Source organism: Clostridium sp. OS1-26 (genome assembly GCF_030915445.1).
Taxonomy (GTDB): Bacteria; Bacillota; Clostridia; order Clostridiales; family Clostridiaceae; genus Clostridium_AM.
Window position 1 is genome coordinate 1,957,327 of sequence record NZ_CP133264.1, and the last position, 25,385, is coordinate 1,982,711.

Annotated in this window: 18 protein-coding genes, 1 pseudogene and 2 riboswitches; of the genes and pseudogenes, 12 read left to right on the forward strand and 7 right to left on the reverse strand. The window is 32.1% G+C overall.

Annotated features, from left to right (window positions below; translation table 11 throughout):
- Window positions 1–190: 190 nt before the first annotated feature.
- The 4 genes from RCG18_RS09735 (at window position 191) to RCG18_RS09750 (ending at window position 7,253) form a co-directional block, all read left to right on the forward strand.
- Window positions 191–1,555, forward strand: a complete 1,365-nt coding sequence (locus tag RCG18_RS09735; RefSeq protein ID WP_308041097.1) for a 2-isopropylmalate synthase — start codon at window positions 191–193, stop codon at window positions 1,553–1,555.
- A gap of 67 nt (window positions 1,556–1,622) precedes the next feature.
- On the forward strand, window positions 1,623–3,545 hold the full coding sequence (locus RCG18_RS09740) for an aconitate hydratase (RefSeq protein ID WP_308041098.1): 1,923 nt from the start codon (window positions 1,623–1,625) through the stop codon (window positions 3,543–3,545).
- Between the two features lie 18 nt (window positions 3,546–3,563).
- Window positions 3,564–4,565, forward strand: a complete 1,002-nt coding sequence (locus RCG18_RS09745; protein WP_308041099.1) for an isocitrate/isopropylmalate dehydrogenase family protein — start codon at window positions 3,564–3,566, stop codon at window positions 4,563–4,565.
- 213 nt (window positions 4,566–4,778) lie between these two features.
- Window positions 4,779–7,253: an HD domain-containing phosphohydrolase gene (locus RCG18_RS09750; RefSeq protein WP_308041100.1), complete on the forward strand. Its 2,475-nt coding sequence runs from the start codon at window positions 4,779–4,781 to the stop codon at window positions 7,251–7,253.
- Between the two features lie 38 nt (window positions 7,254–7,291).
- Here the strand turns inward: RCG18_RS09750 and RCG18_RS09755 are convergent, their stop codons facing one another.
- The 4 genes from RCG18_RS09755 to RCG18_RS09770 all read right to left on the reverse strand — a co-directional run bounded on the left by RCG18_RS09755 (window position 7,292) and on the right by RCG18_RS09770 (window position 12,194).
- A complete protein-coding gene (locus RCG18_RS09755) occupies window positions 7,292–7,897 on the reverse strand; it encodes a DUF488 domain-containing protein (protein WP_308041102.1) in 606 nt (201 codons plus the stop codon).
- 373 nt (window positions 7,898–8,270) lie between these two features.
- Window positions 8,271–9,506: a homoserine dehydrogenase gene (locus RCG18_RS09760; RefSeq protein WP_308041103.1), complete on the reverse strand. Its 1,236-nt coding sequence runs from the start codon at window positions 9,504–9,506 to the stop codon at window positions 8,271–8,273.
- 47 nt (window positions 9,507–9,553) lie between these two features.
- The gene (locus RCG18_RS09765) at window positions 9,554–10,735 is read right to left on the reverse strand and encodes a homoserine O-acetyltransferase (RefSeq protein ID WP_308041104.1); all 1,182 of its coding nucleotides are present in this window, start codon (window positions 10,733–10,735) and stop codon (window positions 9,554–9,556) included.
- Window positions 10,736–10,916: 181 nt separating this feature from the next.
- The gene (locus RCG18_RS09770) at window positions 10,917–12,194 is read right to left on the reverse strand and encodes an O-acetylhomoserine aminocarboxypropyltransferase/cysteine synthase family protein (protein WP_374119062.1); all 1,278 of its coding nucleotides are present in this window, start codon (window positions 12,192–12,194) and stop codon (window positions 10,917–10,919) included.
- Window positions 12,195–12,366: 172 nt separating this feature from the next.
- Window positions 12,367–12,473, reverse strand: a riboswitch (SAM riboswitch).
- A 364-nt stretch (window positions 12,474–12,837) separates the two neighbouring features.
- Window positions 12,838–12,950: riboswitch (SAM riboswitch) on the forward strand.
- 225 nt (window positions 12,951–13,175) lie between these two features.
- Between RCG18_RS09770 and metF the strand changes: the two genes are divergently transcribed.
- The 7 genes and pseudogenes from metF to argH all read left to right on the forward strand — a co-directional run bounded on the left by metF (window position 13,176) and on the right by argH (window position 21,901).
- Window positions 13,176–14,048, forward strand: coding sequence for a methylenetetrahydrofolate reductase [NAD(P)H] (gene metF, locus RCG18_RS09775; RefSeq protein WP_308041105.1), 873 nt, complete (start codon window positions 13,176–13,178; stop codon window positions 14,046–14,048).
- A 42-nt stretch (window positions 14,049–14,090) separates the two neighbouring features.
- Window positions 14,091–16,490, forward strand: coding sequence for a homocysteine S-methyltransferase family protein (locus RCG18_RS09780; RefSeq protein ID WP_308041106.1), 2,400 nt, complete (start codon window positions 14,091–14,093; stop codon window positions 16,488–16,490).
- Between the two features lie 47 nt (window positions 16,491–16,537).
- A complete protein-coding gene (locus tag RCG18_RS09785; RefSeq protein WP_374119063.1) occupies window positions 16,538–17,224 on the forward strand; it encodes a hydrolase in 687 nt (228 codons plus the stop codon).
- Between the two features lie 592 nt (window positions 17,225–17,816).
- Window positions 17,817–18,467: an amino acid ABC transporter permease gene (locus RCG18_RS09790; protein ID WP_308041108.1), complete on the forward strand. Its 651-nt coding sequence runs from the start codon at window positions 17,817–17,819 to the stop codon at window positions 18,465–18,467.
- A gap of 48 nt (window positions 18,468–18,515) precedes the next feature.
- Window positions 18,516–19,291, forward strand: a pseudogene (locus RCG18_RS09795) (amino acid ABC transporter ATP-binding protein).
- Window positions 19,292–19,379: 88 nt separating this feature from the next.
- A complete protein-coding gene (locus RCG18_RS09800) occupies window positions 19,380–20,582 on the forward strand; it encodes an argininosuccinate synthase (protein WP_308041109.1) in 1,203 nt (400 codons plus the stop codon).
- A 2-nt stretch (window positions 20,583–20,584) separates the two neighbouring features.
- Window positions 20,585–21,901, forward strand: coding sequence for an argininosuccinate lyase (gene argH, locus RCG18_RS09805; RefSeq protein ID WP_308041110.1), 1,317 nt, complete (start codon window positions 20,585–20,587; stop codon window positions 21,899–21,901).
- A 97-nt stretch (window positions 21,902–21,998) separates the two neighbouring features.
- Here the strand turns inward: argH and RCG18_RS09810 are convergent, their stop codons facing one another.
- Window positions 21,999–22,220, reverse strand: a complete 222-nt coding sequence (locus RCG18_RS09810; RefSeq protein WP_308041111.1) for a DUF378 domain-containing protein — start codon at window positions 22,218–22,220, stop codon at window positions 21,999–22,001.
- A 104-nt stretch (window positions 22,221–22,324) separates the two neighbouring features.
- Entirely contained in the window at window positions 22,325–22,804 is a 480-nt protein-coding gene (locus RCG18_RS09815; protein WP_308041112.1) for an Lrp/AsnC ligand binding domain-containing protein, read from the reverse strand.
- Between the two features lie 349 nt (window positions 22,805–23,153).
- Here RCG18_RS09815 and RCG18_RS09820 point away from each other — a divergent pair, with 349 nt between their 5' ends.
- Window positions 23,154–23,531: a hypothetical protein gene (locus RCG18_RS09820; protein ID WP_308041113.1), complete on the forward strand. Its 378-nt coding sequence runs from the start codon at window positions 23,154–23,156 to the stop codon at window positions 23,529–23,531.
- A gap of 843 nt (window positions 23,532–24,374) precedes the next feature.
- Here the strand turns inward: RCG18_RS09820 and RCG18_RS09825 are convergent.
- Window positions 24,375–25,301: a carbon-nitrogen hydrolase family protein gene (locus tag RCG18_RS09825; RefSeq protein WP_308041114.1), complete on the reverse strand. Its 927-nt coding sequence runs from the start codon at window positions 25,299–25,301 to the stop codon at window positions 24,375–24,377.
- Window positions 25,302–25,385 lie beyond the last annotated feature (84 nt).

The window sequence follows — 25,385 nt, forward strand, 5'->3', positions numbered from 1 at the left end:
TATAGGCATAAATATGCTAATAGTTATTGATGTTACTAGATAAAATTAATAAATATACAAATATACAGAATAATTAATAACAAAAACTAAAATATTCACAGATAGCATTAATGCAATTTTTGAATAAAAATCATTCAAAATAGGATTTTTCGATATTAGGCCAATGTGTTTAAGATTAAGGAGGATAAAAATGAGTATTATAAAAAAATCTTCATATGAGCATTATTTACAGGATGTAGATGTTCCAAATCTTTATAAGGATATATTCCCTTATTCTAATGTTCCTAAAGTAACGTTCAATCAAATACAGGTTCCTATGGATTTACCTAAGAATATATGGATCACAGACACTACCTTTAGAGATGGACAACAATCTATGCCGCCATATGCTGCTGAACAGATTATAAGAATATTTGATTATCTTCATGAGTTAGATAATAATTCAGGAATAATTAAACAAACTGAGTTTTTCTTATATACAGAAAAAGATAGAAGAGCAGCACAAGTTTGTATGGAAAGAGGATATAAATTCCCAGAAGTAACGTCATGGATAAGAGCTAATAAGGAAGATTTTAAACTAGTAAAAGAAATGGGCATAAAGGAAACGGGAATGCTTATGTCTTGCTCAGATTATCATATATTTAAAAAGCTAAATGTATCAAGACAAAAGGCTATGGATATGTATTTGTCTATAGTTGAAGAAGCATTAAAAAATGGTATACGTCCAAGATGTCATTTAGAAGATATAACTAGGGCTGATTTTTATGGATTTGTAGTGCCTTTTGTAAATAGGCTTATGGAACTTTCAAAAGAAGCAAATGTTCCTATAAAAGTAAGAGTTTGTGATACTTTAGGGCTTGGTGTTCCATATGGCGGAACAGCACTTCCAAGAAGTGTACAAGGACTTATTCATGGACTTAGAACAAACTGTGCTGTTCCTTCAGAGTGTATAGAATGGCATGGTCATAACGATTTTAATGCAGTAGTAAGTAATTCAACTACGGCATGGCTTTATGGCGCATCCTCAATAAATACATCACTTTTAGGAATAGGGGAAAGAACAGGAAATTGTCCACTAGAATCTATGATATTTGAATATGCACAGTTAAAAGGTACAACTGGAAATATGAAGCTTCATGTTATAACAGAATTAGCAGAGTACTTTGCAAAAGAAATGAAATATGATATACCACCAAGAACTCCTTTTATTGGAAGTCAGTTTAATGTAACAAGAGCTGGTATACATGCAGATGGAATACTCAAAGATGAAGAAATATATAACATTTTTGATACAGATAAGATACTTGGAAGACCAGTAGTAGTTGCAGTTAATCAATATTCAGGACTTGCGGGAATTGCTGCTTGGATTAATACTTATTATAGATTAAAAGATGGAGATAAGATTGATAAGAAAGATCCAAGAGTAGCTGAGATGAAGGAATGGGTAGATGAGCAATATGCAGAGGGTAGAACAACTATTATTGGTAACAATGAATTAGAGTTATTAGTTGATAGAATAATGCCTGAAATAAATGAAAAGAATAGAGCAAGCTAATACTATATGGTTACTCAGGATGTAAAAATTGAAGATGTAGTAACAAACTTTGGATGGAGGTGTAGTAATGGGATTAAATGTTGCTCAAAAAATAATTAAAAATCACCTAGTAAAGGGTGAAATGGTTGTTGGTAAAGAAATCGCCATAAAAATAGATCAAACCTTAACTCAAGATTCAACTGGAACAATGGCATACCTACAATTTGAGGCTTTGGGAATAGACAAGGTAAAAACGAAGAGATCAGTTGCTTATATTGATCATAATGTACTTCAATCAGGTCCAGAAAATGCAGATGACCACTTATATATTCAAACTGTAGCTAAAAAGCACGGAATATATTTTTCAAAGCCTGGCAATGGAATATGTCATCAAGTAAATTTAGAGAGATTTGGTGTTCCAGGGTATACTCTTTTAGGTTCAGATAGCCACACACCTACAGGTGGTGGAATAGGAATGCTTGCCATGGGAGCAGGCGGACTTGATGTTGCCGTTGCTATGGGCGGCGGAGAATATTACATTAGTATGCCTAAAGTAGTTAAGGTAAATCTAATAGGAGAGTTAAGAGATTGGGTATCCGCTAAGGATATTATATTAGAGCTTTTAAGAGGACTTACTGTTAAAGGTGGAGTAGGAAAAGTATTCGAATACTGTGGAGATGGAGTTAAAACTCTATCTGTACCACAAAGAGCTACTATAACCAATATGGGTGCTGAGCTTGGAGCAACAACATCACTATTCCCAAGTGATGTTGTAACATATGAGTTTTTAAAAGCACAGGGCAGAGAGAAAGATTTCATAGAATTAAATGCTGATGAAGATGCAGTATATGATGAAGAAGTAACAATAGATTTATCAGAATTAGCTCCCCTGATAGCATGTCCTCATAGCCCTGATAATATTGCAACAGCAGCTTCATTAAAAGATATAAAAGTAGATCAGGTATGTATAGGAAGTTGTACAAACTCATCCTATGCGGATATGATGAGGGTAGCTAAAATATTAGAAGGAAAGACTGTAAGTGAAAAGGTGTCATTAGTCATTGCACCAGGATCAAAGCAAGTTTTAAATATGCTTGCTAAAAATGGGGCTTTGGCTACAATGATTGATGCAGGAGCAAGAATTTTAGAGTCAGCTTGTGGCTTCTGTATAGGTATGGGACAATCACCTGCTACAAATGGAGTATCTCTTAGAACTTCTAATAGAAATTTTGAAGGAAGATCTGGTACAACATCTGCTAATGTTTATCTAGTTAGCCCTGAAATTGCAGCTGTTTCTGCGTTAAAAGGTTATATAGCAGATCCAAGAGAACTGGGAGAAGCTTTTGATATAGAAATGCCAAAGGAATTCATTATAAATGATAATTTAATAGTTCCTCCAGCAGTAGAAGGTGAAGACGTAGAAGTAGTTAGAGGACCTAATATAAAGCCATTCCCTAAAGCAAAAGCGTTAGAAAGTATAGTAGAAGGAAAGGTATTAACTAAGGTTGGAGATAATATAACTACAGATCATATTATGCCTTCAAATGCTAAGCTTTTACCTTATAGATCAAATGTTCCTTATCTTTCAGAGTATTGTTTAACACCATGTGATAAAGAGTTTCCAAGTAAAGCTAAACAATATGGTGGTGGCTTTATAGTTGGTGGAGATAACTATGGTCAGGGGTCAAGTAGAGAGCACGCGGCCTTGGCGCCATTATATCTTGGAGTAAAGTCCGTACTTGCTAAGTCTTTTGCTAGAATACACATGGCTAACCTTATAAACAATGGTATTATGCCGCTTATATTTGAAAATGAGGAAGACTACAATAAAATAGATACTTTGGATGAACTTTTGATCGAAGATACTATTGACCAAGTAGATAAAGGAATAATTATTGTTAAGAATAATAGTAAAAATGAAGAGTATAGAATGCTATTAAATGTTACAGATAAACAAAAGAAAATGATAAAGGCAGGTGGATTGCTTAACTTAGTTAAGGCCAGTCATTAAATTTTTGGAGGCGATTTTATGGATCATAAAGTTACACTTATACCAGGAGATGGAATAGGTCCAGAGGTAATAGGGGCGGCAAGAAAAATTATTGATGCTTCTGGAGTAAATATAGAGTGGGATGTGGTAAAAGCTGGAGAAGAAGTTATAGAAGAGTTTGGAACACCTCTTCCTGAATATGTTTTAGAAAGTATAAAAAGAAATAAGGTGGCACTAAAAGGTCCGGTAACTACTCCTGTTGGAAAAGGTTTTAAAAGCGTAAATGTTACATTAAGACAAACATTAAATCTTTATTCCAATATAAGACCTATAAAGACTTATGATGGAATAAAATCAAGATATGAGAATGTAGACTTAGTTATTTTTAGAGAAAATACAGAGGATTTATATGCAGGAATAGAGCATATGGTAAATGATGAAATAGCGGAAAGTATAAAAATTATTTCTAAGAAAGCAAGTGATAGAATAGTAAGAGCGGCATTTCAATATGCTAGAAAGAACAATAGAAAAAAGGTTTCAGCTGTTCATAAGGCTAATATAATGAAGTTGTCCGATGGTCTTTTTCTAAAGTGCGCAAGAAACATAGCTAAGGAATATAGTGACATAGAATTTGAAGATGTTATTGTAGATGCAATGAGTATGAAGCTTGTTTTAGATCCGGAAAAATATGATGTACTTGTGATGCCTAATCTATACGGCGATATACTTTCTGACATGGCGGCAGGGCTTGTTGGAGGGTTAGGAATGGTTCCAGGAGCAAATATAGGGGAAAATGGTGCAGTGTTTGAACCGGCACACGGCTCTGCTCCAGACATTGCAGGGATGAACAAATCCAACCCAATAGCTGCAGTTTTATCAGGCATAATGATGCTTAAGCATATAGGAGAATTTGATGCAGCGGCGAAAATAGAAAAAGCTATTAAGAAAGTTGTAAGAGACGGTATGCATGTAACCCCAGACCTTGGAGGAAATGCAGGGACATCAGAATTTACTGAGGCAATTATAAAAGAAATGAAATAAGAAAAGAGTCTTATCTTAGAATTCGTTATCCATCGGATAAAATTAAGATAAGGCTCTTTTGTAGCTTTTTATAAAGCAACTTATGAGCAAGCTCACAGAGTAAATTGGAATTTATAATTTTATGGATTAGGTTCCATAAAGTTATAAATTAATATATAATATTGAATATAATCGATAGTGGTAACTTTAATTATAGAAGGTGGAGTGTCTGTATTGAAAATTAATAATAAAGTACGTGTAATTTTACTGATACTTTTGGTGTTATTGATATCTGGAGCTTGTGCAGCATCTTACCATTATATTTTGGGTAATATAAGACATCAAGAAAAAGAAAGCGTTCTGCAGGATATAAAACGTGTACGATATCTAATTAGTGATAGTAGAGATAGTCTAAATGTTGTATCTGCAGACTTTTCCGCATGGGACGATACATTAAAGTTTGTAAAAAATCCATCTAGAAAATATGTATTAGAAAACCTTAATTATAATTCACTAGAAAACTCAAGAATTAATATGTTTGCAGTTTTAGATAGCTCTGATAAATTAAAATATATAAAGGTTTACGATTCAAAACAGAGAAAGGATATAGAAACTCCAAAAGAAGTAGTAGATTTTATTAATAAGAATAGTAGAGAATTAAGTCAGCATATAAACGTGTATAGTGTGGGCTCAGGAATAATTTCTGTAAATGGACAACCTATGATTATATCCTTTAGACCTATAACTGATTCAAAGTATGAAGCTCCTATAGGAGGTACCTTAATTATTGGAAGATTCATGGTAGATAGCTTCATAGACAAGGGAGAACATATAATTGATGCAAATTTATCAGTAGAAGAAGCAAGAAGCAGTAGTGATCATTATGGTGTATTCATAGGTAATGATTCAAGGGTAAGAATATTAGATCAAGATGATACTTTAATAGAGATTAATGATAAAAATAATATAACTGGATACTCTATAATAAGAGGAACTAATAATGATCCTATATTTGTAATAAAGATACATGAAAATAGAACACTTTATAATGAGGGAATAAAGTCATTATATTTTTATATTTTATTAGTTGTAATCTTCGCGATTCTAGTTTTTGTTATATGTTTAACTCTTTTAAGAGTACATATTATTAAGCCTATTGAAAGCATGAGCAGAGAAGTAAGTAATATTGAGCTTAATGATGATAAAATATCTAAAATTAGAGTTAAAGGAAATGATGAGCTAACTCAGCTATCTATAGAAATAAATAATATGATTAAAAGAATTGAATATAGTAATAAAAAGATACAGGATAGCGAAAAGCAACTAAAGCTAGTTTTAGAAGGAGCAAATGCAGGCTTTTGGGATTGGGATATAGAAAATAATTATATATACTTTGATGAAAGATTTCTAACTATTCTTGGATATTCTCAGGGTGAACTACCTAACTCAAGTGAGGTATGGAGCAAGATAGTTCATGAGGATGATTTAGATTATTCTTTAAAGTGTTTTCAAAATAGCATGGGAAAGGGTGTTAATATACAAATTATAGAACAAAGGGTGAGAACTAAATCAGATGACTATAAGTGGATTCTAAGCCAGTGTAAAGTTGTAAGATATGATAAAGATAACAATCCTAAGAGAATGACAGGAATAATAACTGACATTACTGATAAAAAGAAGCAAGAAGAGGAATTAAGATATCTAAATTATTATGATAAATTGACTGGTTTATTCAATAGGGGATATTATGAATACATTATTGAAAAAGTAAGTAAAAGCAGCAGCTTACCTGTTTCTATAATAATGGGTGATTTAAATGGACTAAAAATAGCAAATGATACTTTTGGACATGCTCAAGGAGACAAATTATTAGCGGAAGCTGCAAATATTCTCAAGGATATTTCAGGTCCTAACGCTTTAATCTCACGTTATGGTGGAGATGAATTTGTAGTAATTTTAGAAAATGTAGATAGTATAAAGGCTAATGAAATATGTTTAGCTATAAAAAATGAATGTTCAAATAGAAAGATAGGTTCCATGTATGTTAATATTGCCTTGGGATGTTTTACTAAATATGATGCAAACCAAGACATAAATGAAATAATTAAAGAAGCTGAAGAGAGAATGTATAGAAATAAACTATTAGAAGATGGAAGTGCTAGAAACAGTATAATAGCTTCTTTAACTAGAACTTTAGAAGAAAAAAGCCATGAAACAGAGGAACATGCTTACCGTATATATAATTTGTGTGTAAAAATAGGTGGAATTTTAGGCTTAAGTGCTGATAAGTTAGATGAACTCTATTTACTGGCTAGATTACATGATATAGGGAAAATAGGGATAGATAGCAAAATATTAAATAAGCCAGGAAAACTAAATGATGAAGAGTGGGAAATTATGAGAAACCATTCTGAAATAGGATATAGAATAGCAGCATCAACGCCAGATCTAATGCATATAGCATATGGAATATTGACACACCATGAAAGGTATGATGGTACGGGGTATCCAAAAGAACTTAAGGGAGAACAAATACCATTACTTTCAAGGTTATTAGCTATAGTTGATGCTTTTGACGTAATGACTCATGATAGGCCGTATAAGGTAAGAATGACAGTTGCTGAAGCTATTGAGGAGCTAAAAAGATGTTCAGGAAAACAGTTCGATCCTAATTTAGTTGAAATATGTATAATGGCTTTTAAAAGCTAACACAAAAACACAACTGTTCATATAGCAGTTGTGTTTTGTTATTTTGATCTATGGCCTATATCTGAGTTTCGTAATCTATAGGCTTTTTCTAATAAATCTTTTTCAATATTTCTTTCAATAGTAGAAAATAAATCTTGTTGAATATGTGTAGGAAAATATAATTGAAGCAACCTTTTTTCTAATTCTTGTTGAGTCTCTAGAGTGCCATCTGGGAGTATATGATTTACCATAAATTCATTTTTTACTAGCTCTGGAGCGATCATTATGCTTCTGTGGCAATCTAAAGGATCTTTTTCTGTACACATTAGACAAATTACAAATTGTTTATCTATTCCGGCATTGAGCCTTACTATGCCATCTTTAAAGCTCTTTGTATGTTTTATTATTTCAAAATCTAAGTATCCTTTTTGATTGAATAGATTTTTATCCTCACGAATTGCTCCGAATTCATCCGCCATATATACATAATTAATATTATTAGAATTTAAGAATTTTTTTATTACATTTTTGTTAAAATGAGGAACATATTTTGAGAAAGGAACACTTCTAATATCAACTATACAATTTATATTATATTTTTTAAGAAGCCCAAGAAAATATATATTATCCTGTGATGAGTGTCCTATAGTATAAATTAGTTTCATTTTTATAACTCACTTCCTCTTTAAGAAAATAAAAAATAGTTAAGTTTCTTAATGCTTTAAAGCAGTTTAGCCAAGAGTTAACGTAAAATCATTAAATGTACTTTTAATACTTAAATTTGAAGTAAATATTTTTAGTTAATAGTTGAGAATTGACAATTGACAGTGAAGAAGGATTTTTCTACAAAAAATCTTTAAATTATAGATTTTCTGAAGGGTAGAGTAAAAAATCATTCATAGCTGTCCGCTTTCTACTGTCAATTCTTAACTATTTATTTGTGTTATTTTCTATAAAATTATCAACTTAGATTATAGTATAAGTTAATTGATCGCCTAGTAACCTTATATAAGATTTATATGAAGATTAAAACTTTGTTTATAATATCATAAATTTTTTGATTTTAGTGATATAAGATTCTTTAAAAAGTTTTTCGAATGTTGAATCTAAGGTAAACTCGGGTTCAGCATGAATTATTGCTGTCACTTCATCGGATTGAGTAACACTTGAGGTATATATGTGACAATTTCTGAAGTTCTCAGATAGATTACATATAGTATTTAACCTATCATTAGTTTTCATTCGTACAAGCCAATCAGATTTCTCACTCCAATATTTCTCGATATAAGCTTCTTTGTCATTAAATTTTATATTTTTCTTATTTCTATTCTGAATTATATCTGCTATATCACCAAATACTGAGCTAGCTGTTGGAAGCATTCCAGCACCTTTGCCAGAGAAAAATACGTTTCCTACTGCATCACCTTCAATAACTATTCCGTTAAGTTCATTATCTATCTTGCTTAAATAAGAATCGGACTTTATCATAACTGGTTTTACAAAACCATAAATTTTATCATCTTTATTTTTGCTGATAGCTAATAGTTTTATAGTATACCCATTTAATTTTGCGTACTCAAAGTCTATTTCATCGATATCTGTAATACCTTCTATATTTATATCCACCCAGTTGACTTTCACACCATATGCAATGGTTGAAAGAATAGATAGTTTTCTTGCAGCATCATATCCTAATACATCAGAATCTGGATTAGCTTCAGCAAATCCTAGATCTTGTGCTAATTTAAGAGCATCTTTATAACTCATGTTTTCTGCGTACATTTTCGAAAGAATAAAATTTGTAGTTCCATTTAAAATAGCTTTAATCTCGAAAATTTTATTACCAGATAAGGATTCCATGAGGGGTTTTAATATAGGAATACCTCCGCCAACACTTGCTTCAAAATTTAAAGTTACGCCATTATCTGAAGCTAGGTCTAATAACTCTTCACCATATTCTGCAATTAAATCTTTATTTGCAGTTACTACATGTTTTTTTAGTTTGAGAGCTCTTTTTACATATTCGTAAGCGGGATGAAGTCCACCCATAACTTCTACCACTATATCTACAGGATTATTGAATATTTTTTCTATACTATCTGTTACAAGGTGATAATTTTGTTTTCGTTCATGTTTGTTCTTATCTTTTACAAGTATACTAGATATATTCAATTCTTCACCGGTAATAGATTTAAATCTCTCTCTATTCTTATTTATAAGATCAGCTATACCAGTCCCTACAACTCCATAGCCAAGCACTGCTATTGATGCCATTAGAAATACCTCCTTATTTTATAAATTGTAATAGAATATCGTATAAATTAAATATTACCGGTAGAATACTCAAATTCTTTCCGGGTTTCTCTATAGTTTATTTCGTCATGCAGTGTGTCAAGAAAATTTAGTATACAATCTTTATATTTATCTACTTCTACTAAAAAAGAATCATGACCATAATCGGATTGAATTTCATTGTATTCAAGGTCTACACTGCTTAATTTTAGTATATCTTTTGCTTTTCTAAGTTCACTTATATTAAAAAGAGTATCGGAATTTATAGCTACAAGTAAAAACTTAGCTTTAATGCGGCTTAGTGCTTTGGCATAAGATCCATATTCGTATCTAAGATCAAATAAATCCATTGCACGGGTAAAATATAAGTAGGTATTTGCGTCAAATCTTTGTACAAGTTTTTCTCCTTGATAACTCAAATAACTATCTATTTCAAATTCAGCATCAAAGTTTTTAAAAAAATCATCTATATTATTTTTGATTTTTCTTCCAAACTTTTTATCTATCAAGTCTCTAGTCTGATAAGTTAACATAGCAATCATTCTTGCTATAGATAAACCATTGGCAGGGAAATCTGAATCATAGTAATTTCCATTATTCCAGTTAGGGTCCCACATAATGGACTTTCTCATAATATGATTAATTCCTACTGCTTCTGTACTTAAATTAAGTGGGGCAGCTAAATTTATAATTCCATCCATAAAATCAGGATAAGAAACTGACCACTGAAGAGACTGCATGCCTCCCATTGAACCGCCAACTACTGCTAGAATATGATCAATGTTCAAAAAATCAAAGATTTTTCTTTGAGCATTAACTATATCTTTAACCGTAATTATGGGGAAATTTATACCATAAGGTTCATCAGTTTCAGGATTTATAGATGAAGGTCCAGTGGAGCCGCAGCACCCACCAAGTACATTTGAACATACTATAAAGTATTTAGTAGTATCAAATATTTTGCCAGGTCCAACAAAATCCTCCCACCAACCAGAACTGTCCAATTCATCATGACTGGATACATGAGAATCTCCAGTTAAAGCATGAGTTATAAGTATACAGTTATTCTTATCTCTATTTAATTTACCATGAGTTTCAAAGCATATAGTTATAGGACCAAGGCTCTTCCCGCTTTCCAGAAGGAAGCTTTTGTCTTGACTAAAAGTTAAATATTCCTTAAAACCATCCTTCTTATAAGTAAACTTACTCAAGGTATATACCTCCAATTTAAACAATCTAAGTGCATAAAAATAGAATGTTTAAATTAAATAATTGTATGCAGCGACGGAGCTGTGATGATAAGTCTTACAAGATTTTGATTTTATCACTGCATACATAGATATTTAATTAAAACATCTTTGGTTTTAGAACTATAGATGAACTATAAGTCTATTAAATTTGATTTAGTGCATTTTCAAGATCAGCAATTAAATCATCTGCATCTTCAATACCTATGGAAATTCTTATAAGTTCAGGCTTAACTCCTGCTTGTAGTAGTTGATCTTCATCGAGCTGAGAGTGGGTAGTAGAAGCAGGGTGAATTATTAGTGATTTAGCATCTCCAACATTAGCTAGATGTGAGAATATTTCTACTAGGCTTATTACTTTTTTGCCTGCCTCGGCTCCACCTTTTACTCCAAAGGTGAATATAGAACCAGGTCCTTTTGGAAGATATTTTTTAGCTAAATCATAATATTTATTTCCTTCTAATCCAGGATAGTTTACCCATTCTACCTTAGGGTGATTGTTTAAAAATTCTGCAATTTTTTTAGCGTTATCTACGTGTCTTTGAACTCTTAATGATAAAGTTTCAAGGCCAAGTGTTAATAAGAATGAGTTAAATGGAGAGATAGCTGCTCCTAAGTCTCTTAAAAGAGCTGTTCTAACTTTTAGGATATATGCTAGATTGCCAAAGGTTTCTACATATTTAAGTCCGTGATAGCTTTCATCTGGTTCTACAAGACCAGGGAATTTTCCATTATCCCAGTTAAATTTTCCTGAATCTACAACTACCCCACCTATTGATGTACCATGACCACCGATGAACTTGGTAGCAGAATGTACAACAATGTCAGCACCAAATTCGATTGGTTTTAAAAGATATGGTGATGCAAAAGTATTATCAACAATTAGAGGAATACCATTCTTATGAGCAATATCAGCAACAGCTTCAATGTCAATTATGTTGATTCCTGGATTTCCAATACTTTCTATATAAACAGTTTTTGTTTTTTCATTTATAGCTTTTTCAAGTTCTTCTAGGTTATCTGGATCTACAAGATTAACCTTAATTCCAAAATTCTTAAAAGTATGAACGAATAGAGAATAAGTGCCACCATAAAGAGTTGCAGCAGCAACTATTTCATCTCCTGAACCAGCGATATTTAATATTGAATAAGTGATTGCTGCCATTCCTGAAGCAGTAGCTACGGCACCAACTCCACCCTCGAGTAAGGCAACTCTTTGTTCAAAAACATCATTCGTCGGGTTACCTAAACGTGTATATATATTTCCGAACTTTTTTAAACCAAATAAGTCTGCAGCATCTTGTGCATCATCGAAAACATAAGAAGTTGTTTGATATATTGGTAATGCTCTTGATTTGGTAGCGCTATCTACCTGTTGGCCTCCATGTATTTGAAGAGTGTCAAATGATAGTTTCTTTGTCATTATTAATTCCTCCTAAAAAATAATTTGTTTTAAAATTAATTTTGGACGGAACTTCTATATTAAAGTTTTGTAATTTATAAAGGGATGAAGCTAGATTTAGCTTAATTGTAAATTTAAAATAAAAAAATCTTCTCGCAGATGAGACTGCAAGAAGATACACTTTCTCCCCAGCTCCTCATCTTTCAGGTATTTAACCTGCTGGAATTAGCACCGTTGAATAATAAATATTCAGGTTGCCGGGCGTCATAGGGCCAGTCCCTCAGCCTCTCTTGATAAGAAGTTCCGTATTCAATTGATGAAATCATAACAGGAATTACTACACTTTGTCAATACTATTTTTGAAAAATAATTGAAACGAGGAAATTCAAAACTTGCATAAGGCTTTGATTTAATTGGAATTTTTATACTAAAAAAATATTTAGTTACTTAAAAATTTATGCATACGCTATTTAGTCAATTGTATAATTTAGTGGGAAAGTGCAAAACTTCAATTAGCATTTTATTAAGAATCCGTAGCTTATTAAGAACAACTAATACCTTATTTAGCACTTGTTTAATAATTTAAAATAAGTTATAGAAAAAATATATTGACAACCAAACTAATAAGTATTATTATTAGCGTTAAATGGAATTAAATAAAGAGTTCTTATCAAGAGCGGTGGAGGGACTGGCCCTGTGAAACCCGACAACCGGCATTAGTTTTGAATGTATCGGTGTCAATTCCTGCAGAATATTTTTTATTCTGATAGATAAGAAAATGGCTTGAATTTTTGAAAAAGATATTTAGGGCTACTTTTCTTATAGGAAAGTAGCCTTTTTATTATAAGCAGGCATCCAAAATCTTAAGTAGATATCCCAAATCTATGATTTGGTGATAGTCACTTACACAGCGTGTTGATTTTGTGATGATCGCTTACTCATTCGACGAAAGGAGAAGGAGTTTCATTTTATTTAATCATTATAAGTAAAGGAGAATTACGTATGTTTATTAAAGATATATTTTTGAATAAAAGATTGACCATTTCTTTTGAACTATTTCCACCTAAGGATGATAAAAATTTTGAGGTTATTAATAGCACTATTGAAGAATTAAAAAAGTTAAACCCTGATTTCATTAGTGTAACCTATGGTGCAGGAGGAAGCAGCAGAAGTAGAACAATCGAGCTAGCTTCGATTATAAAAAATAAATACGATATAGAAACTTTAGCGCATCTAACATGCATAACTTCCTCAAAAGAAGAGATTAATAATATTTTAGCTGAGTTAAAATCAAATAATATCAATAATGTACTTGCTTTAAGAGGAGATATTCCCAAGGACTTTAAAATTAAAGAAAGTTTTAAGTATGCGAAGGATTTAATTTATGAGATATCGCGAAGAAAAGACTTCAGCATATCTGCAGCAGCTTATCCAGAGGGACATGTGGAATGTGCTGATATAGGAAAGAATATAGAATATCTTAATGAAAAAGTAGAAAAAGGCGCAGATTTTTTAATTACTCAGCTTTTCTTTGATAATGATAACTTTTATAATTTTAGAGAAGAATTATATAAAAACAATATAAATGTTCCAATTGTTACAGGCATTATACCTGTATTAGATAAAAAACAAATAGAGCGTATAGCAACTCTATCTGGTGCAGCTATTCCTAAAAAAATTAAAAGAATTATGGATAAATATGAGCATAGCCCTGAGGCGTTAAAGGAGGCAGGAATAGCATATACTTCCGAGCAAATTGTTGATTTAATAAGTAATGATGTTCAAGGAATTCATTTGTATACCATGAATAAACATAATGCTGCAAAAGAAATTATGAAAAACATACAGGAGCTTCGCAAGATAGTTAATTCTTGAAGATGCCTAATATAGAAAAAGTAAAAGAGGGAGAGGTTTTTTATGACATTTAAAACTTTATTAAGAGATAGATTTGACAATAAATTTGTGTTTTTTGATGGAGCTATGGGAACTATGCTTCAGAAAGAGGGGCTTAAGGTTGGGGAGCTGCCAGAGACTCTTAATATAACAAATCCAGAAATTATAAAGAAAATACACAAGCTGTATATTGATGTAGGCTCAGATATAGTTATCACAAATACTTTTGGAGCAAATGAATTAAAGTACAGTTCCTCTGAATATTCTATTGAACAGGTAATTACTGCAGCAGTGAATATTGCAAGGGAAGCAGCTGGTGACAAACTAGTAGCGCTAGATATAGGACCAACTGGATTAATTATGGAACCTACAGGTACCTTAAGTTTTGAAGCAGCTTATGAGTTATTTAAAAAGCAGGTGGTAATCGGAGAACAAGCAGGGGCGGATTTAATTTTAATAGAAACTATGTCTGATTTATATGAGGTTAAGGCTGCTGTACTTGCAGCAAAAGAGAACAGTTCACTTCCTGTATTTTGTACAATGACTTTTCAACAGGATGGTAGAACTTTAATGGGTACAGACCCAAAGACTATGGTATTTGTACTAGAGGGGTTAGGGGTTGATGTACTAGGATTAAACTGTTCCTTAGGACCTAGAGAGCTTATGCCTATTATAGATGAAATTTTACTATATGCGTCTATCCCAGTGATGGTTCAGCCAAACGCTGGCCTTCCAAGATATGATGGAGAAAAAACTGTTTATGATATAGAACCTAGTGAATTTGCTAGATATATAAGAATTATGGCACAGAAGGGTGTACAAATTTTTGGTGGATGCTGCGGTACAAATCCTGAGTTTATAAAGGAATCATTAAAGGCTGTAGAAGGACTACTACCTTTAGAAAGGGAGATTAAGAACTTTACTGCAATTTGTTCTGGTACTGAAACTATAATCTTAGATGGCAAGATAAATATTATTGGTGAAAGAATAAACCCTACAGGAAAGAAACGCTATAAACAAGAGCTTAAAGAGGAAAGTGTCAGCTATATACAAGCTGAGGCTGTAAAACAGAAAGAAGAAGGAGCGGCTATTATAGATTTAAACGTAGGTTTGCCAGAAATTGATGAAAGAAAAATGATGATTAAAGCTATAAAAGCTATTCAAAAGGTGGTGCAGCTTCCTATTGATATTGATAGCCCCAATTCAGAAGTTTTAGAGGCCGGTGCTAGAGTTTATAATGGTAGACCGATTATAAATTCTGTAAATGGAAAAGAAGAGATCATGAAAAAAGTATTTCCTATAGTTAAAAAATATGGTGGATGCGTCATAGCTCTTACTATAGACGAGAATGGTATTCCAGATACCGCTGAAGGAAGAGTAGCGATAGCAGAAAAAATAGTTAACGAGGCCAGAAATTATGGAATAGATAAAAAAGACATAATTATCGACTGTCTTGCGCTAACTGTTTCAGCACAACAGAAAGAAGTTTTGGAAACTATAAAAGCCATAAAGTTGGTCAAAGAAAAACTCGGAGTTAAAACTGTCCTTGGAGTAAGCAATATATCCTATGGTATGCCAAGAAGAGATATATTGAATAGAACATTTCTAGCACTGGCACTTCAAGCAGGACTTGACCTGCCAATTATAAATAGTGCTGATGAGGAAATTAAGGGAACAATATATGCCTTTGAAGCACTTGCAAACATAGATAAGGAAGGTAAGAATTATATTAATAAATATTCAGCCAAAGAACTTGAGACAAAAAGTGAAAAACAAATAAAAACTATTTCCGGGGGAAGTACTAAGGATTTAAAACAGATAATAGTGGATGGAATGGAAGAGGAAGCGGTATTAAGTACTGAAGAGCTTTTAAAAACGAAAGATCCTATGGAGATAGTAAATGGATATATTATACCTGCTCTAGACTATGTAGGTGAACAGTATGATGAAAAGGAAATATTCTTGCCACAGCTTATTCAGTCCGCGGAAACTGTTAAAAAATCCTTTGAAGTCATCAAAGAAAACGTGATTAAAAGCGGGAAAAACAATATAGAAAAAGGCAAGATAGTTTTAGCAACAGTTAAAGGGGATATACATGATATTGGGAAAAATATTGTTAAGGTCCTTTTAGAAAACTACGGATTTAAAGTCATAGATTTGGGAAAAGATGTACCAATAGAGAAAGTAGTTGAAGCTGTAAAAGAACATAATATAAAGCTTGTAGGATTAAGTGCGCTTATGACTACTACAGTTATAAATATGAAAAAAACCATAGAGGCACTAAGAGAAAATAATCTTGATTGCAAAGTCTTTGTAGGAGGAGCAGTATTAAATGAGGAATATGCTCAGATGATTGGAGCAGATTTTTATGCAAGGGATGCAAGAGAAAGTGTAAAAATTGCAGAGAAAATTTTTATAGAATAATTTCTCCACTTAGGATAAAATTATATAATAATAAGGTTTTGTGGAGGATGAAGATGAACCAAAAAATAAGCAAGTTTGTGCCAGAGATAAAGGGAACCCTTAGAAGTAAAATGATAGACGTTCCTCAATTAATAAGATCTGCTAGCGGTATAAAGGTATTTGGTAAAAGGTTAAAATCATTTATATTTACAACAGACATAGCTGTCATAAAAAATAATAATGCTGATGCAATAATGGCAGTTTACCCATTTACTCCTCAGCCTGTAATAACAGAAGTACTAGTATCAGCATCTGATGTACCAGTATTTTGTGGTGTTGGTGGTGGACTTACTATGGGAAAAAGGGTAGTCAATCTAGCACTTGATGCGGAATTTAAAGGTGCTATGGGTGTAGTTGTAAATAGCCCTACATCTAATGAAGTAATACAAGCAATGAGAGACTCGGTAGATATTCCTATTATAGTTACTGTAGTGTCAGAAAATGATGATATAAAAGGCAGAATAGAATCTGGAACAACTATATTTAATGTAGCTGCAGGTAGTAGAACGGCGGAGGTAGTTAGAAAGATAAGAGAAAGCTATGCTGACTTTCCTATAATAGCTACAGGCGGGAAAAATGAAGAAAGCATGAGAGAAACGATAGAAGCTGGTGCTAATGCAATTTCCTACACTCCACCAAGCACAGGTGAATTATTCAAAGATACAATGACCAAATATAGAGATATGGCTAGATAAACAGGATTCTTAGTGTCTTTAGCACTTAGAAGGCGTTATCCAGGGGCGTAGCCGCTCTTTACTCCCTAGGGAGTATTAGAGCGGGTAGTCATCGGATAAAAAAATGTCCTTAGAGAAATTCTAAGGACATTTTTATTTTTTGTGTGTAGTTTTTGTAGTGGCAAAAAGTCGAAAGTTAACTTATATCCCTTTATATAAGTTAACTTTCTAGTTAATAACCCTATAAGTAAATTTACCCTAATTTTACCTGTAATTTAATTGTAGCTATCAACATGTCGACAGCTTTTAAAAATAAAATCTATCAATGGGGAATATATCATCATATTTATGCAATTAATATATAACTTATTTATAGAAAAAACATACAGATAAAAGCTTAAATATACATACAATTCGTATCGATATATTAGAAATTGCAGAGTTTAACTCATAAATCATAGAAAATAAGCAGTTGATGTAAAATTATGCTTAAATTATATTTGCATAAAAAATAAATAAAATATAAAAAAGGTATTGCATAATTATTATATTATATGTATAATTATAATATAAATAAGGAGTTAAAAAATTAAGTTAGAGTGGAGTGAGGGCAGTGGACATATTGGCAATTAAAAATACATTACCGATTTTGCTGAAGGGGAGCATAATGACGGTAGAGCTTACAGTTATTACTTTAATATTTGGAACGATACTAGGGGTGTTGTTAGCGCTTTTAAAACTATCAAAGAATGTTGCACTTAGGACAATCTCTGGCTTTTATACATGGATATTTAGAGGAACTCCATTACTTTTGCAATTATTTTTCTTTTACTATGGACTACCTTTTATAGGTATTACACTAACGCCTTTTTCAGCAGCTGTACTTGGTCTTGGACTAAATTGTGCTGCGTATATGGCAGAGATAATAAGAGGTGGAATACAATCAATAGATAAAGGACAGTTTGAAGCTGCAAAAGCATTAGGGTTTACTTATGCAGATACAATGAGAAGAATAATATTACCACAAACTTTTAAAGTAATAATACCACCTGTGGGTAATCAATTTATTGCGATGCTAAAGGATACATCGTTGGTATCAACAATAGCAATGGTAGAGCTTATGAGATCAGCTCAGCAAATGTATGCTACTACTTTTAAACCAATAGAAGTGTTTTTAACAGCAGGTATCTTATATCTTTTAATGACAACTATATTTACAGGAGCATTTTCACTAATGGAGAAAAAGTTAGAAGTTTATGGATAGATAACCCGTGAATTAGATATCTTTAGGAGATTAGAGGGGGAAAATAATATGGAAAGTGCAGTATTAAATAATTATATAGAGTTTAGCCCAAAGGAGTATATGATAGAGGCTACAAACTTGACTAAAAAGTTTAATGACCTTGTAGTATTTAAAGACTTAAATGTGAAAGTTAAAAAAGGAGAAGTTTTAGTTGTTATAGGACCATCGGGTTCAGGGAAAAGTACTTTTTTAAGATGCCTTAACCACCTTGAAGAAATTGATGGTGGAAAGGTAGTTATTGAAGGTGAGGAGTTAAATCCCAAAAATAAAAAGCTGCTTCGAATGATAACTACAAAGATGGGAATGGTTTTTCAAAACTTTAATTTGTTTCCTCATATGACAGCGTTACAAAATGTTATGGAAGCACCAGTTGCAGTAAAAAAAGAAGAGAAAAATGAAGTGTTAGAGAGAGCAAAAAAGCTTTTGAAAAGGTTGGCTTAGCTGATAAAATGAACTATTATCCATCAAAGCTTTCTGGTGGACAAAAGCAAAGGGTTGCAATTGCAAGAGCCTTGGCTATGAATCCGGATATAATGTTATTTGATGAACCAACTTCAGCACTAGATCCTGAGCTCGTAGGAGAAGTTTTAAATGTTATGAAGGACTTGGCAAAAGAAGGAATGACAATGGTTGTTGTAACTCATGAAATGGGCTTCGCAAAAGAAGTTGCTGATAGAGTAATATTTATGGATGGAGGAAAAATTGTAGAACAAGGGACACCTGAACAGATATTTTCACATCCAAGAGAACTAAGAACCAAATCTTTCTTAGAAAAAGTATTGTAAATTAAAAATAAATAAGATATTAAATCGGATTGGGGATGAAAATAAATTCTCATTCTCAATTCCTTGTTAAAAAAGGGGAGGAATTATCATGAAAGATAAAGTTGTTTTAGCATATTCAGGAGGATTGGACACATCAATAATAATTCCATGGCTTAAGGAGAACTATGATTTAGAAGTCATAGCAGCCTGCGTAAATGTAGGTCAAGAAGATAACATGGAAGAGGTTAGAGCAAAAGCTTTAAGAACTGGAGCTTCAAAAATATATATAGAAGATGTGGTAGAAGAATTTGTAACAGATTATATATTTAAAGGTATAAAAGCAGGAGCTGTATACGAAGAAAAATACTTACTTGGAACTTCTTTTGCAAGACCATTAATTGCGAAAAAATTAGTTGAAATAGCACATGCTGAAGGAGCAAAATATATAGCTCACGGAGCTACAGGAAAAGGAAATGACCAGGTGCGTTTTGAGCTTGGTATAGCAGCTTTTGATCCTACAATAAAGGTAATTGCGCCTTGGAGAATATGGGATATAGAGTCAAGAGAAGATGCTATAGATTATGCTAAATCTAAGGGAGTAGAGATACCTGTAACTAAGGCAAAGATATACTCAAGAGACCAAAATTTATGGCACTTAAGCCATGAAGGCGGAGAACTTGAAAAGCCACAAAATGAGCACAATCAAGGTATGTATCTTATGACAACTCCTCCTGAAAAGGCAAAGGATGAAGTAACTTATGTAGAAGTATACTTTGAGCAAGGAATACCTACAAAATTAAATGGAGAGGACATAGCACCAGTAGCGTTAATAGAAATATTAAATAAAATAGGCGGAGAAAACGGAATAGGAATAATTGATATAATTGAAAATAGACTAGTCGGAATGAAATCAAGAGGAGTTTATGAAACTCCAGGTGGAACAATTCTTTATGCAGCACATAAGGAACTTGAAAGATTAACTCTTGATAAACAAACTTTCCACTATAAACAAATGGTATCACAAAAATATGGAGAATTAGTTTATGATGGATTGTGGTTTACACCATTAAAAGATGCATTAGATGCTTTTGTAGATTCTACTCAGAAAAATGTAACAGGTTCAGTAAAATTAAAGTTATATAAAGGTAATGTAATGGTAGCAGGTATAGATACACCATATGCTCTTTATGATGAAAGTATATCTTCCTTCGGTGCAAGTTCATATAGCCACAAAGATGCAGAAGGTTTTATAAATCTATTTGGTCTTCCGCTAAAGATTAAAGCTATGATGGAAAAAAATAAGGAAGTATAATCATGAAGCTTTGGGGTGGAAGATTTAAGAAGGCTGAAAATAAGCTTATGGAGGACTTTAACAGTTCTCTAAGCTTTGACAGAACACTTTATTATGAAGATATACAAGGAAGTACTGCACATGTTAAGATGCTTACTAAATGTGGAATTTTAACAGAGGAAGAATGTAAAAGCATATTAGAAGGATTAAATTCAATACTTTTAGACATAGAAAATGGAAATCTTGAAATAGAGGGTGACTACGAAGATATTCACAGTTTTGTTGAAATGAATCTTATACAAAGAATAGGTCAGGTTGGTAAAAAACTGCATACATCTAGAAGCAGAAATGATCAGGTAGCAGTAGACTTAAGGCTGTATGCAAAAGGAAAAGCTTTTGAAGTGATCGAAAATATAGAAGCGCTTCAAGATACAATAGTAAAGCTAGGCCAAGAAAATAACTGTATAATGCCAGGATATACTCATCTTCAAAGGGCGCAGGTAGTAACTTTTAAGCATCACATTATGGCTTATTACAATATGCTTATGAGAGATAAAAAGAGAGTACTAAATGCCATTGAGATATTAGATGAAAGTCCATTAGGATGCTGTGCATTAGCTGGAACAACTTATAATATAGATAGAAGTTTTACTGCTAAAGAATTAGGTTTCAAAAAGCCAGTAGATAATTTTTTAGATGGGGTAAGTGATAGAGATTATGTTATAGAGTTGTTGTCATGTTTTTCTATAATGATGATGCATTTAAGTCGCTTAAGTGAAGAATTAATATTGTGGAGTAGTAAAGAGTTTGACTTTATTGAAATAGATGATGAATTCTCAACTGGAAGCAGCATTATGCCTCAGAAAAAGAACCCAGATGCTGCAGAACTCATAAGAGGTAAAACCGGGAGAGTATACGGATCACTCATAGCACTGCTTACCACTATGAAAGGCATTCCCCTTGCCTATAACAAGGATATGCAGGAAGATAAAGAACAGTTTTTTAACTCCTTAGATACGATATTAAGCTGTTTAAAAATTATGAGAGGTATGCTCTCCTCATTAAAAGTAAAAAAAGAAAATACTTTTAATGCAGTTAAAAAAGGGTTCCTTAATGCTACAGAAGCAGCAGACTATCTTGTAAATAAAGGAATGCCTTTCAGAGATGCACATAAAGTAATAGGGGAAATAGTACTTTATTGTGAAGGAAAAAACAAAGCTATAGAGGACATATCCTTGGATGAGCTGAATAAATTTAGCGAATTATTTGGTGAGGATGTATATGGATTTATAGACTACAGCAATACTTTAAATAGAGGCATTAAAGTGGAGCTTAAATAATATTGCCCCAAATTTTTATTAAATTAAATATAGAAAGAGGAAAGGCTTTTATGAGACTTTCCTCTTTCGCTTTTAGAGATATTTTAAATTTAAATGATTATTTAACTTCTCCTGGATCTCTAGTTCTGTCTCTATCTCTCCCGAAAAATGAAAGAGCATATAATCCTGCTATGCCAACAAGTGCGTATACTATTCTGCTAAATGAAGACATTGTGCCGAATAATGAATCTACTAAGTTAAACTGGAAGAATCCTATTAATCCCCAGTTTATAGCACCTATAACAACTAATATTAGTGCAATAACATCTAGTGCTCTCATATTCACATCTCCTTTATAATTTTGTACAACAATAGTATTCGCAAATTTTTAAAAAATATAAGTAAAGAATAAAAAAAGGGAAAAAATTTCCCTAAAATTATAATTTATTTATCTAATATATTAAGTTCCATATTTCTATCAATTGGTTGAACTAAAGATATGAATGTATCTGTGCTTTGAATACCTTCTACTGACTGAATTTTATTCATTAACAAGTTTTGAAGATCAGTAATGTTTTTACAGATAACCTTTACAAAGATTGAATATTGTCCGGTAGTATAATGAAGCTCAACAATTTCTTTTACTAATTTCAATTGATCTAGCACAAAATTGAAGGATCTAGCCTTGTCGAGATAAATTCCAATGAAGCAGCAGACATCGTAACCTAGTTTTGAGTTATCCACTATAAGTTTTGTGCCTTTTATAATACCCATATCCTCCATTTTTTTCATTCTAACATGAATAGTTCCTCCACTTACATGGCATTGTCTTGCTATTTCTAAAAATGGTGTTCTTGAGTCTTTAATAAGTATATCCAAAATTTGAAGATCTAAATCGTCTAATCCGTTAACCTTTAAATTCATTTATTACCACTCCTCATTTATTATATTACATGATTTCCATAATTGGCATAATATTAACAAAGTAAGCAATTTTATTATAGCAGAAATCCTTGTTAATTTTATGAACTAAATATTATTGTATTAATAAAAAATATTTTTTGTTAATATTTATTTTAAAGACAAATATAATATTTAGTATAGTCGTTTAATAATATTTTAATATACTATAAAAATATTTCAATATTATTATAACGTAATTATGAAAAAATTACAGTAATACTTAACAAGCTATTAATAAAGGTATTGCTATAAATTTAAAAGTGTATAATAATAGAAGTAATATATACTAACTCAAAGGGGGAAGAATAAAATGCCATTATGGTTAAAAGTGACCTTTCAAATTTTATTTTTTGTAATTATATTTTTAGTAGTTTATAATCAATTAAAAATTCATGTGTTATCAAAATTACATCCAAATAAGTGGCTGATTTTGGGATTAGCTATAGCGGCATTCTTTGTACCAACTATGATTGCTGCATATTTTAAATATAATATAAATGGCACTGTATGGCAGTATGTTCAATCAGCGATATTCATAGTACTGTTTTTATGGTTTGTAGATTTGAGAAGTGGAGCTATATATAATACAGCTAATAGAGGAGCAAGAAATACAAAAAATAATAAAAGCAATGTTGTTATAAAGCCTAAAGCTAAACCAAATAGAGTAAAAAATAATCAACAGAAGTAATTGTAAGAGGTTTCTAGTATTTACTAGGAACTTTTTATTTTTATACAGGGCTAAAAGGCGGTCAGTTAACTTATACCCCGAGCTATGTTTCCAAGCTTCAGTCCGTTAAGCAGAGAGCCAAAATCTATGATTTTGTGCGAATCGGTTAAGCAGACATACAAAATCTTCGATTTTGATATGGTCGCTTACTCAGTGAGTACTCCTCTGACGTAAGGAAGAGGAGTTTCATATAACACTAAAGCGCTCCGCTCAGTCGGACCAACTTATCAATTAGCATTGATAAGTCGCTCGTGAAAAGCCATTTAGGCTTTTCACCAGTATCTAAGATTCTAAGGTTGTCTTAAGACCCTTCGCTAAGACTGACACAAAGTTTTTAAATCTACCTTCAGCTTTGGAAACATATCCCTTTGTATAAGTTAACTTTCTAGTTAGTCTCCCTATATAAAAATGTTGACTTGCATAGGAGTATATAGTGCATCTAGTTACTTAGTTAAATGCTTTTAAATGAATATAAGCATTAAATTTTATAGGAGATAAGAATTCTAGATAATTTCAAGATGAGATATGTCGAATAATGCTTGATATAATGTCGAAAAAAATGTTTTTTAAAAATATATTGACTGATTATGCAATTAATGTTATTATAATATTGTAAATGAAGTCGAAAAACATCAATAGGACACCGGGTTTTATTGATGTTAATAAGCTTTTCATTAAACAATATCCCCTATTTAGCCGCATGCTCCCCCATGTAGGCTTTTTTTTATTTAAATATAGTGATTTTGTATTTTAAATACAAAATCACTATATTTTTTTCTAGGCTAGCTAGCTTCGATTCATATTCTATTCATGAATAATAAGTTCAAATACATCTGGCCTTGAGTAATGACCAACTACATCAAAATCTATTCTGCTTTGTACAACTTCATCTAATTCCAAGTCAGCAATTAAAATTTCTTCTCTATTATAAACAGGCTCGACTACATATTTTCCAAAAGGATTAACTATACAGCTGCCGCCAGGACACATAACTTCTGGCTGAGATTCTAATTCATGATAGTAGTTTAAATCTGTTGGATACATGTTTTTTTCAACATATTGATTACATCCAATTACAAAACATCTACCCTCTAAGGCTATATGTCTCATAGTACACTGCCATTCTTCTCTTGAATCTGCTGTAGGAGCAATATAAATGGTTACGCCTTTAGAGTATAAGGCCATGCGAGCTAATGGCATATAGTTTTCCCAACATATTAAGGAACCCATTTTACCATAAGGCGTGTCTAATACTGTAAGAGTACTTCCATCCCCCTCTCCCCAAATGCAACGTTCTGTGCCTGTAGGTTTTAGTTTTCTATGCTTCCCTAAAAGTTTCCCATCAGGTCCAAAGAACAGGTTTGTGCAGTAAAGAGTATTATTTAGTCCTTCACCATCTTTTTCTATAACTCCTATAGATAAGTATACACCAGCTTCTTGAGCTGCTTTTCCGAGAATGTCTGTAACATCACTAGGTACTGTTACAGAATTTTCGTAGTAACGCTGCCAATCTTTACGTCCCTCCATTGTTCTGCTCCCGACAACAAATCCAAAGGAAAGTCCTCTTGGATAAGCGGAAATGAATGCTTCAGGAAAAACAACTATATTTGCACCTTTTTTTCCTGCTTCTTTAATTAAATTCAAAGTCTTTTCAACAGTAGCGTCAAGATCCATAATAACTGGTGCTGCTTGAACTGCTGCAACTCTTACAGTTTTAATAGTATTTTTCATATTAACATCCCCTTTAAATTTAATAAACATTTATTATAAGCTCATATTATTATAGTATAATTGAAGTATCAACAAACAAAATTC

Excerpts from the sequence above, each read along its gene's own strand:
- RCG18_RS09755 (WP_308041102.1), bottom strand. The coding sequence starts at position 7,897 with ATGAAACTAATTTATACTATAGGACACTCATCACAGGATAATATATAT.
- RCG18_RS09825 (WP_308041114.1), bottom strand. The coding sequence starts at position 25,301 with ATGAAAAATACTATTAAAACTGTAAGAGTTGCAGCAGTTCAAGCAGCA.
- RCG18_RS09745 (WP_308041099.1), top strand. The coding sequence starts at position 3,564 with ATGGATCATAAAGTTACACTTATACCAGGAGATGGAATAGGTCCAGAG.
- RCG18_RS09800 (WP_308041109.1), top strand. The coding sequence starts at position 19,380 with ATGAAAGATAAAGTTGTTTTAGCATATTCAGGAGGATTGGACACATCA.
- RCG18_RS09785 (WP_374119063.1), top strand. The coding sequence starts at position 16,538 with ATGAAGATGAACCAAAAAATAAGCAAGTTTGTGCCAGAGATAAAGGGA.
- argH (WP_308041110.1), top strand. The coding sequence starts at position 20,585 with ATGAAGCTTTGGGGTGGAAGATTTAAGAAGGCTGAAAATAAGCTTATG.
- metF (WP_308041105.1), top strand. The coding sequence starts at position 13,176 with ATGTTTATTAAAGATATATTTTTGAATAAAAGATTGACCATTTCTTTT.
- RCG18_RS09810 (WP_308041111.1), bottom strand. The coding sequence starts at position 22,220 with ATGAGAGCACTAGATGTTATTGCACTAATATTAGTTGTTATAGGTGCT.
- RCG18_RS09815 (WP_308041112.1), bottom strand. The coding sequence starts at position 22,804 with ATGAATTTAAAGGTTAACGGATTAGACGATTTAGATCTTCAAATTTTG.
- RCG18_RS09735 (WP_308041097.1), top strand. The coding sequence starts at position 191 with ATGAGTATTATAAAAAAATCTTCATATGAGCATTATTTACAGGATGTA.
- RCG18_RS09770 (WP_374119062.1), bottom strand. The coding sequence starts at position 12,194 with ATGACAAAGAAACTATCATTTGACACTCTTCAAATACATGGAGGCCAA.
- RCG18_RS09740 (WP_308041098.1), top strand. The coding sequence starts at position 1,623 with ATGGGATTAAATGTTGCTCAAAAAATAATTAAAAATCACCTAGTAAAG.
- RCG18_RS09820 (WP_308041113.1), top strand. The coding sequence starts at position 23,154 with ATGCCATTATGGTTAAAAGTGACCTTTCAAATTTTATTTTTTGTAATT.
- RCG18_RS09760 (WP_308041103.1), bottom strand. The coding sequence starts at position 9,506 with ATGGCATCAATAGCAGTGCTTGGCTATGGAGTTGTAGGGACTGGTATA.
- RCG18_RS09780 (WP_308041106.1), top strand. The coding sequence starts at position 14,091 with ATGACATTTAAAACTTTATTAAGAGATAGATTTGACAATAAATTTGTG.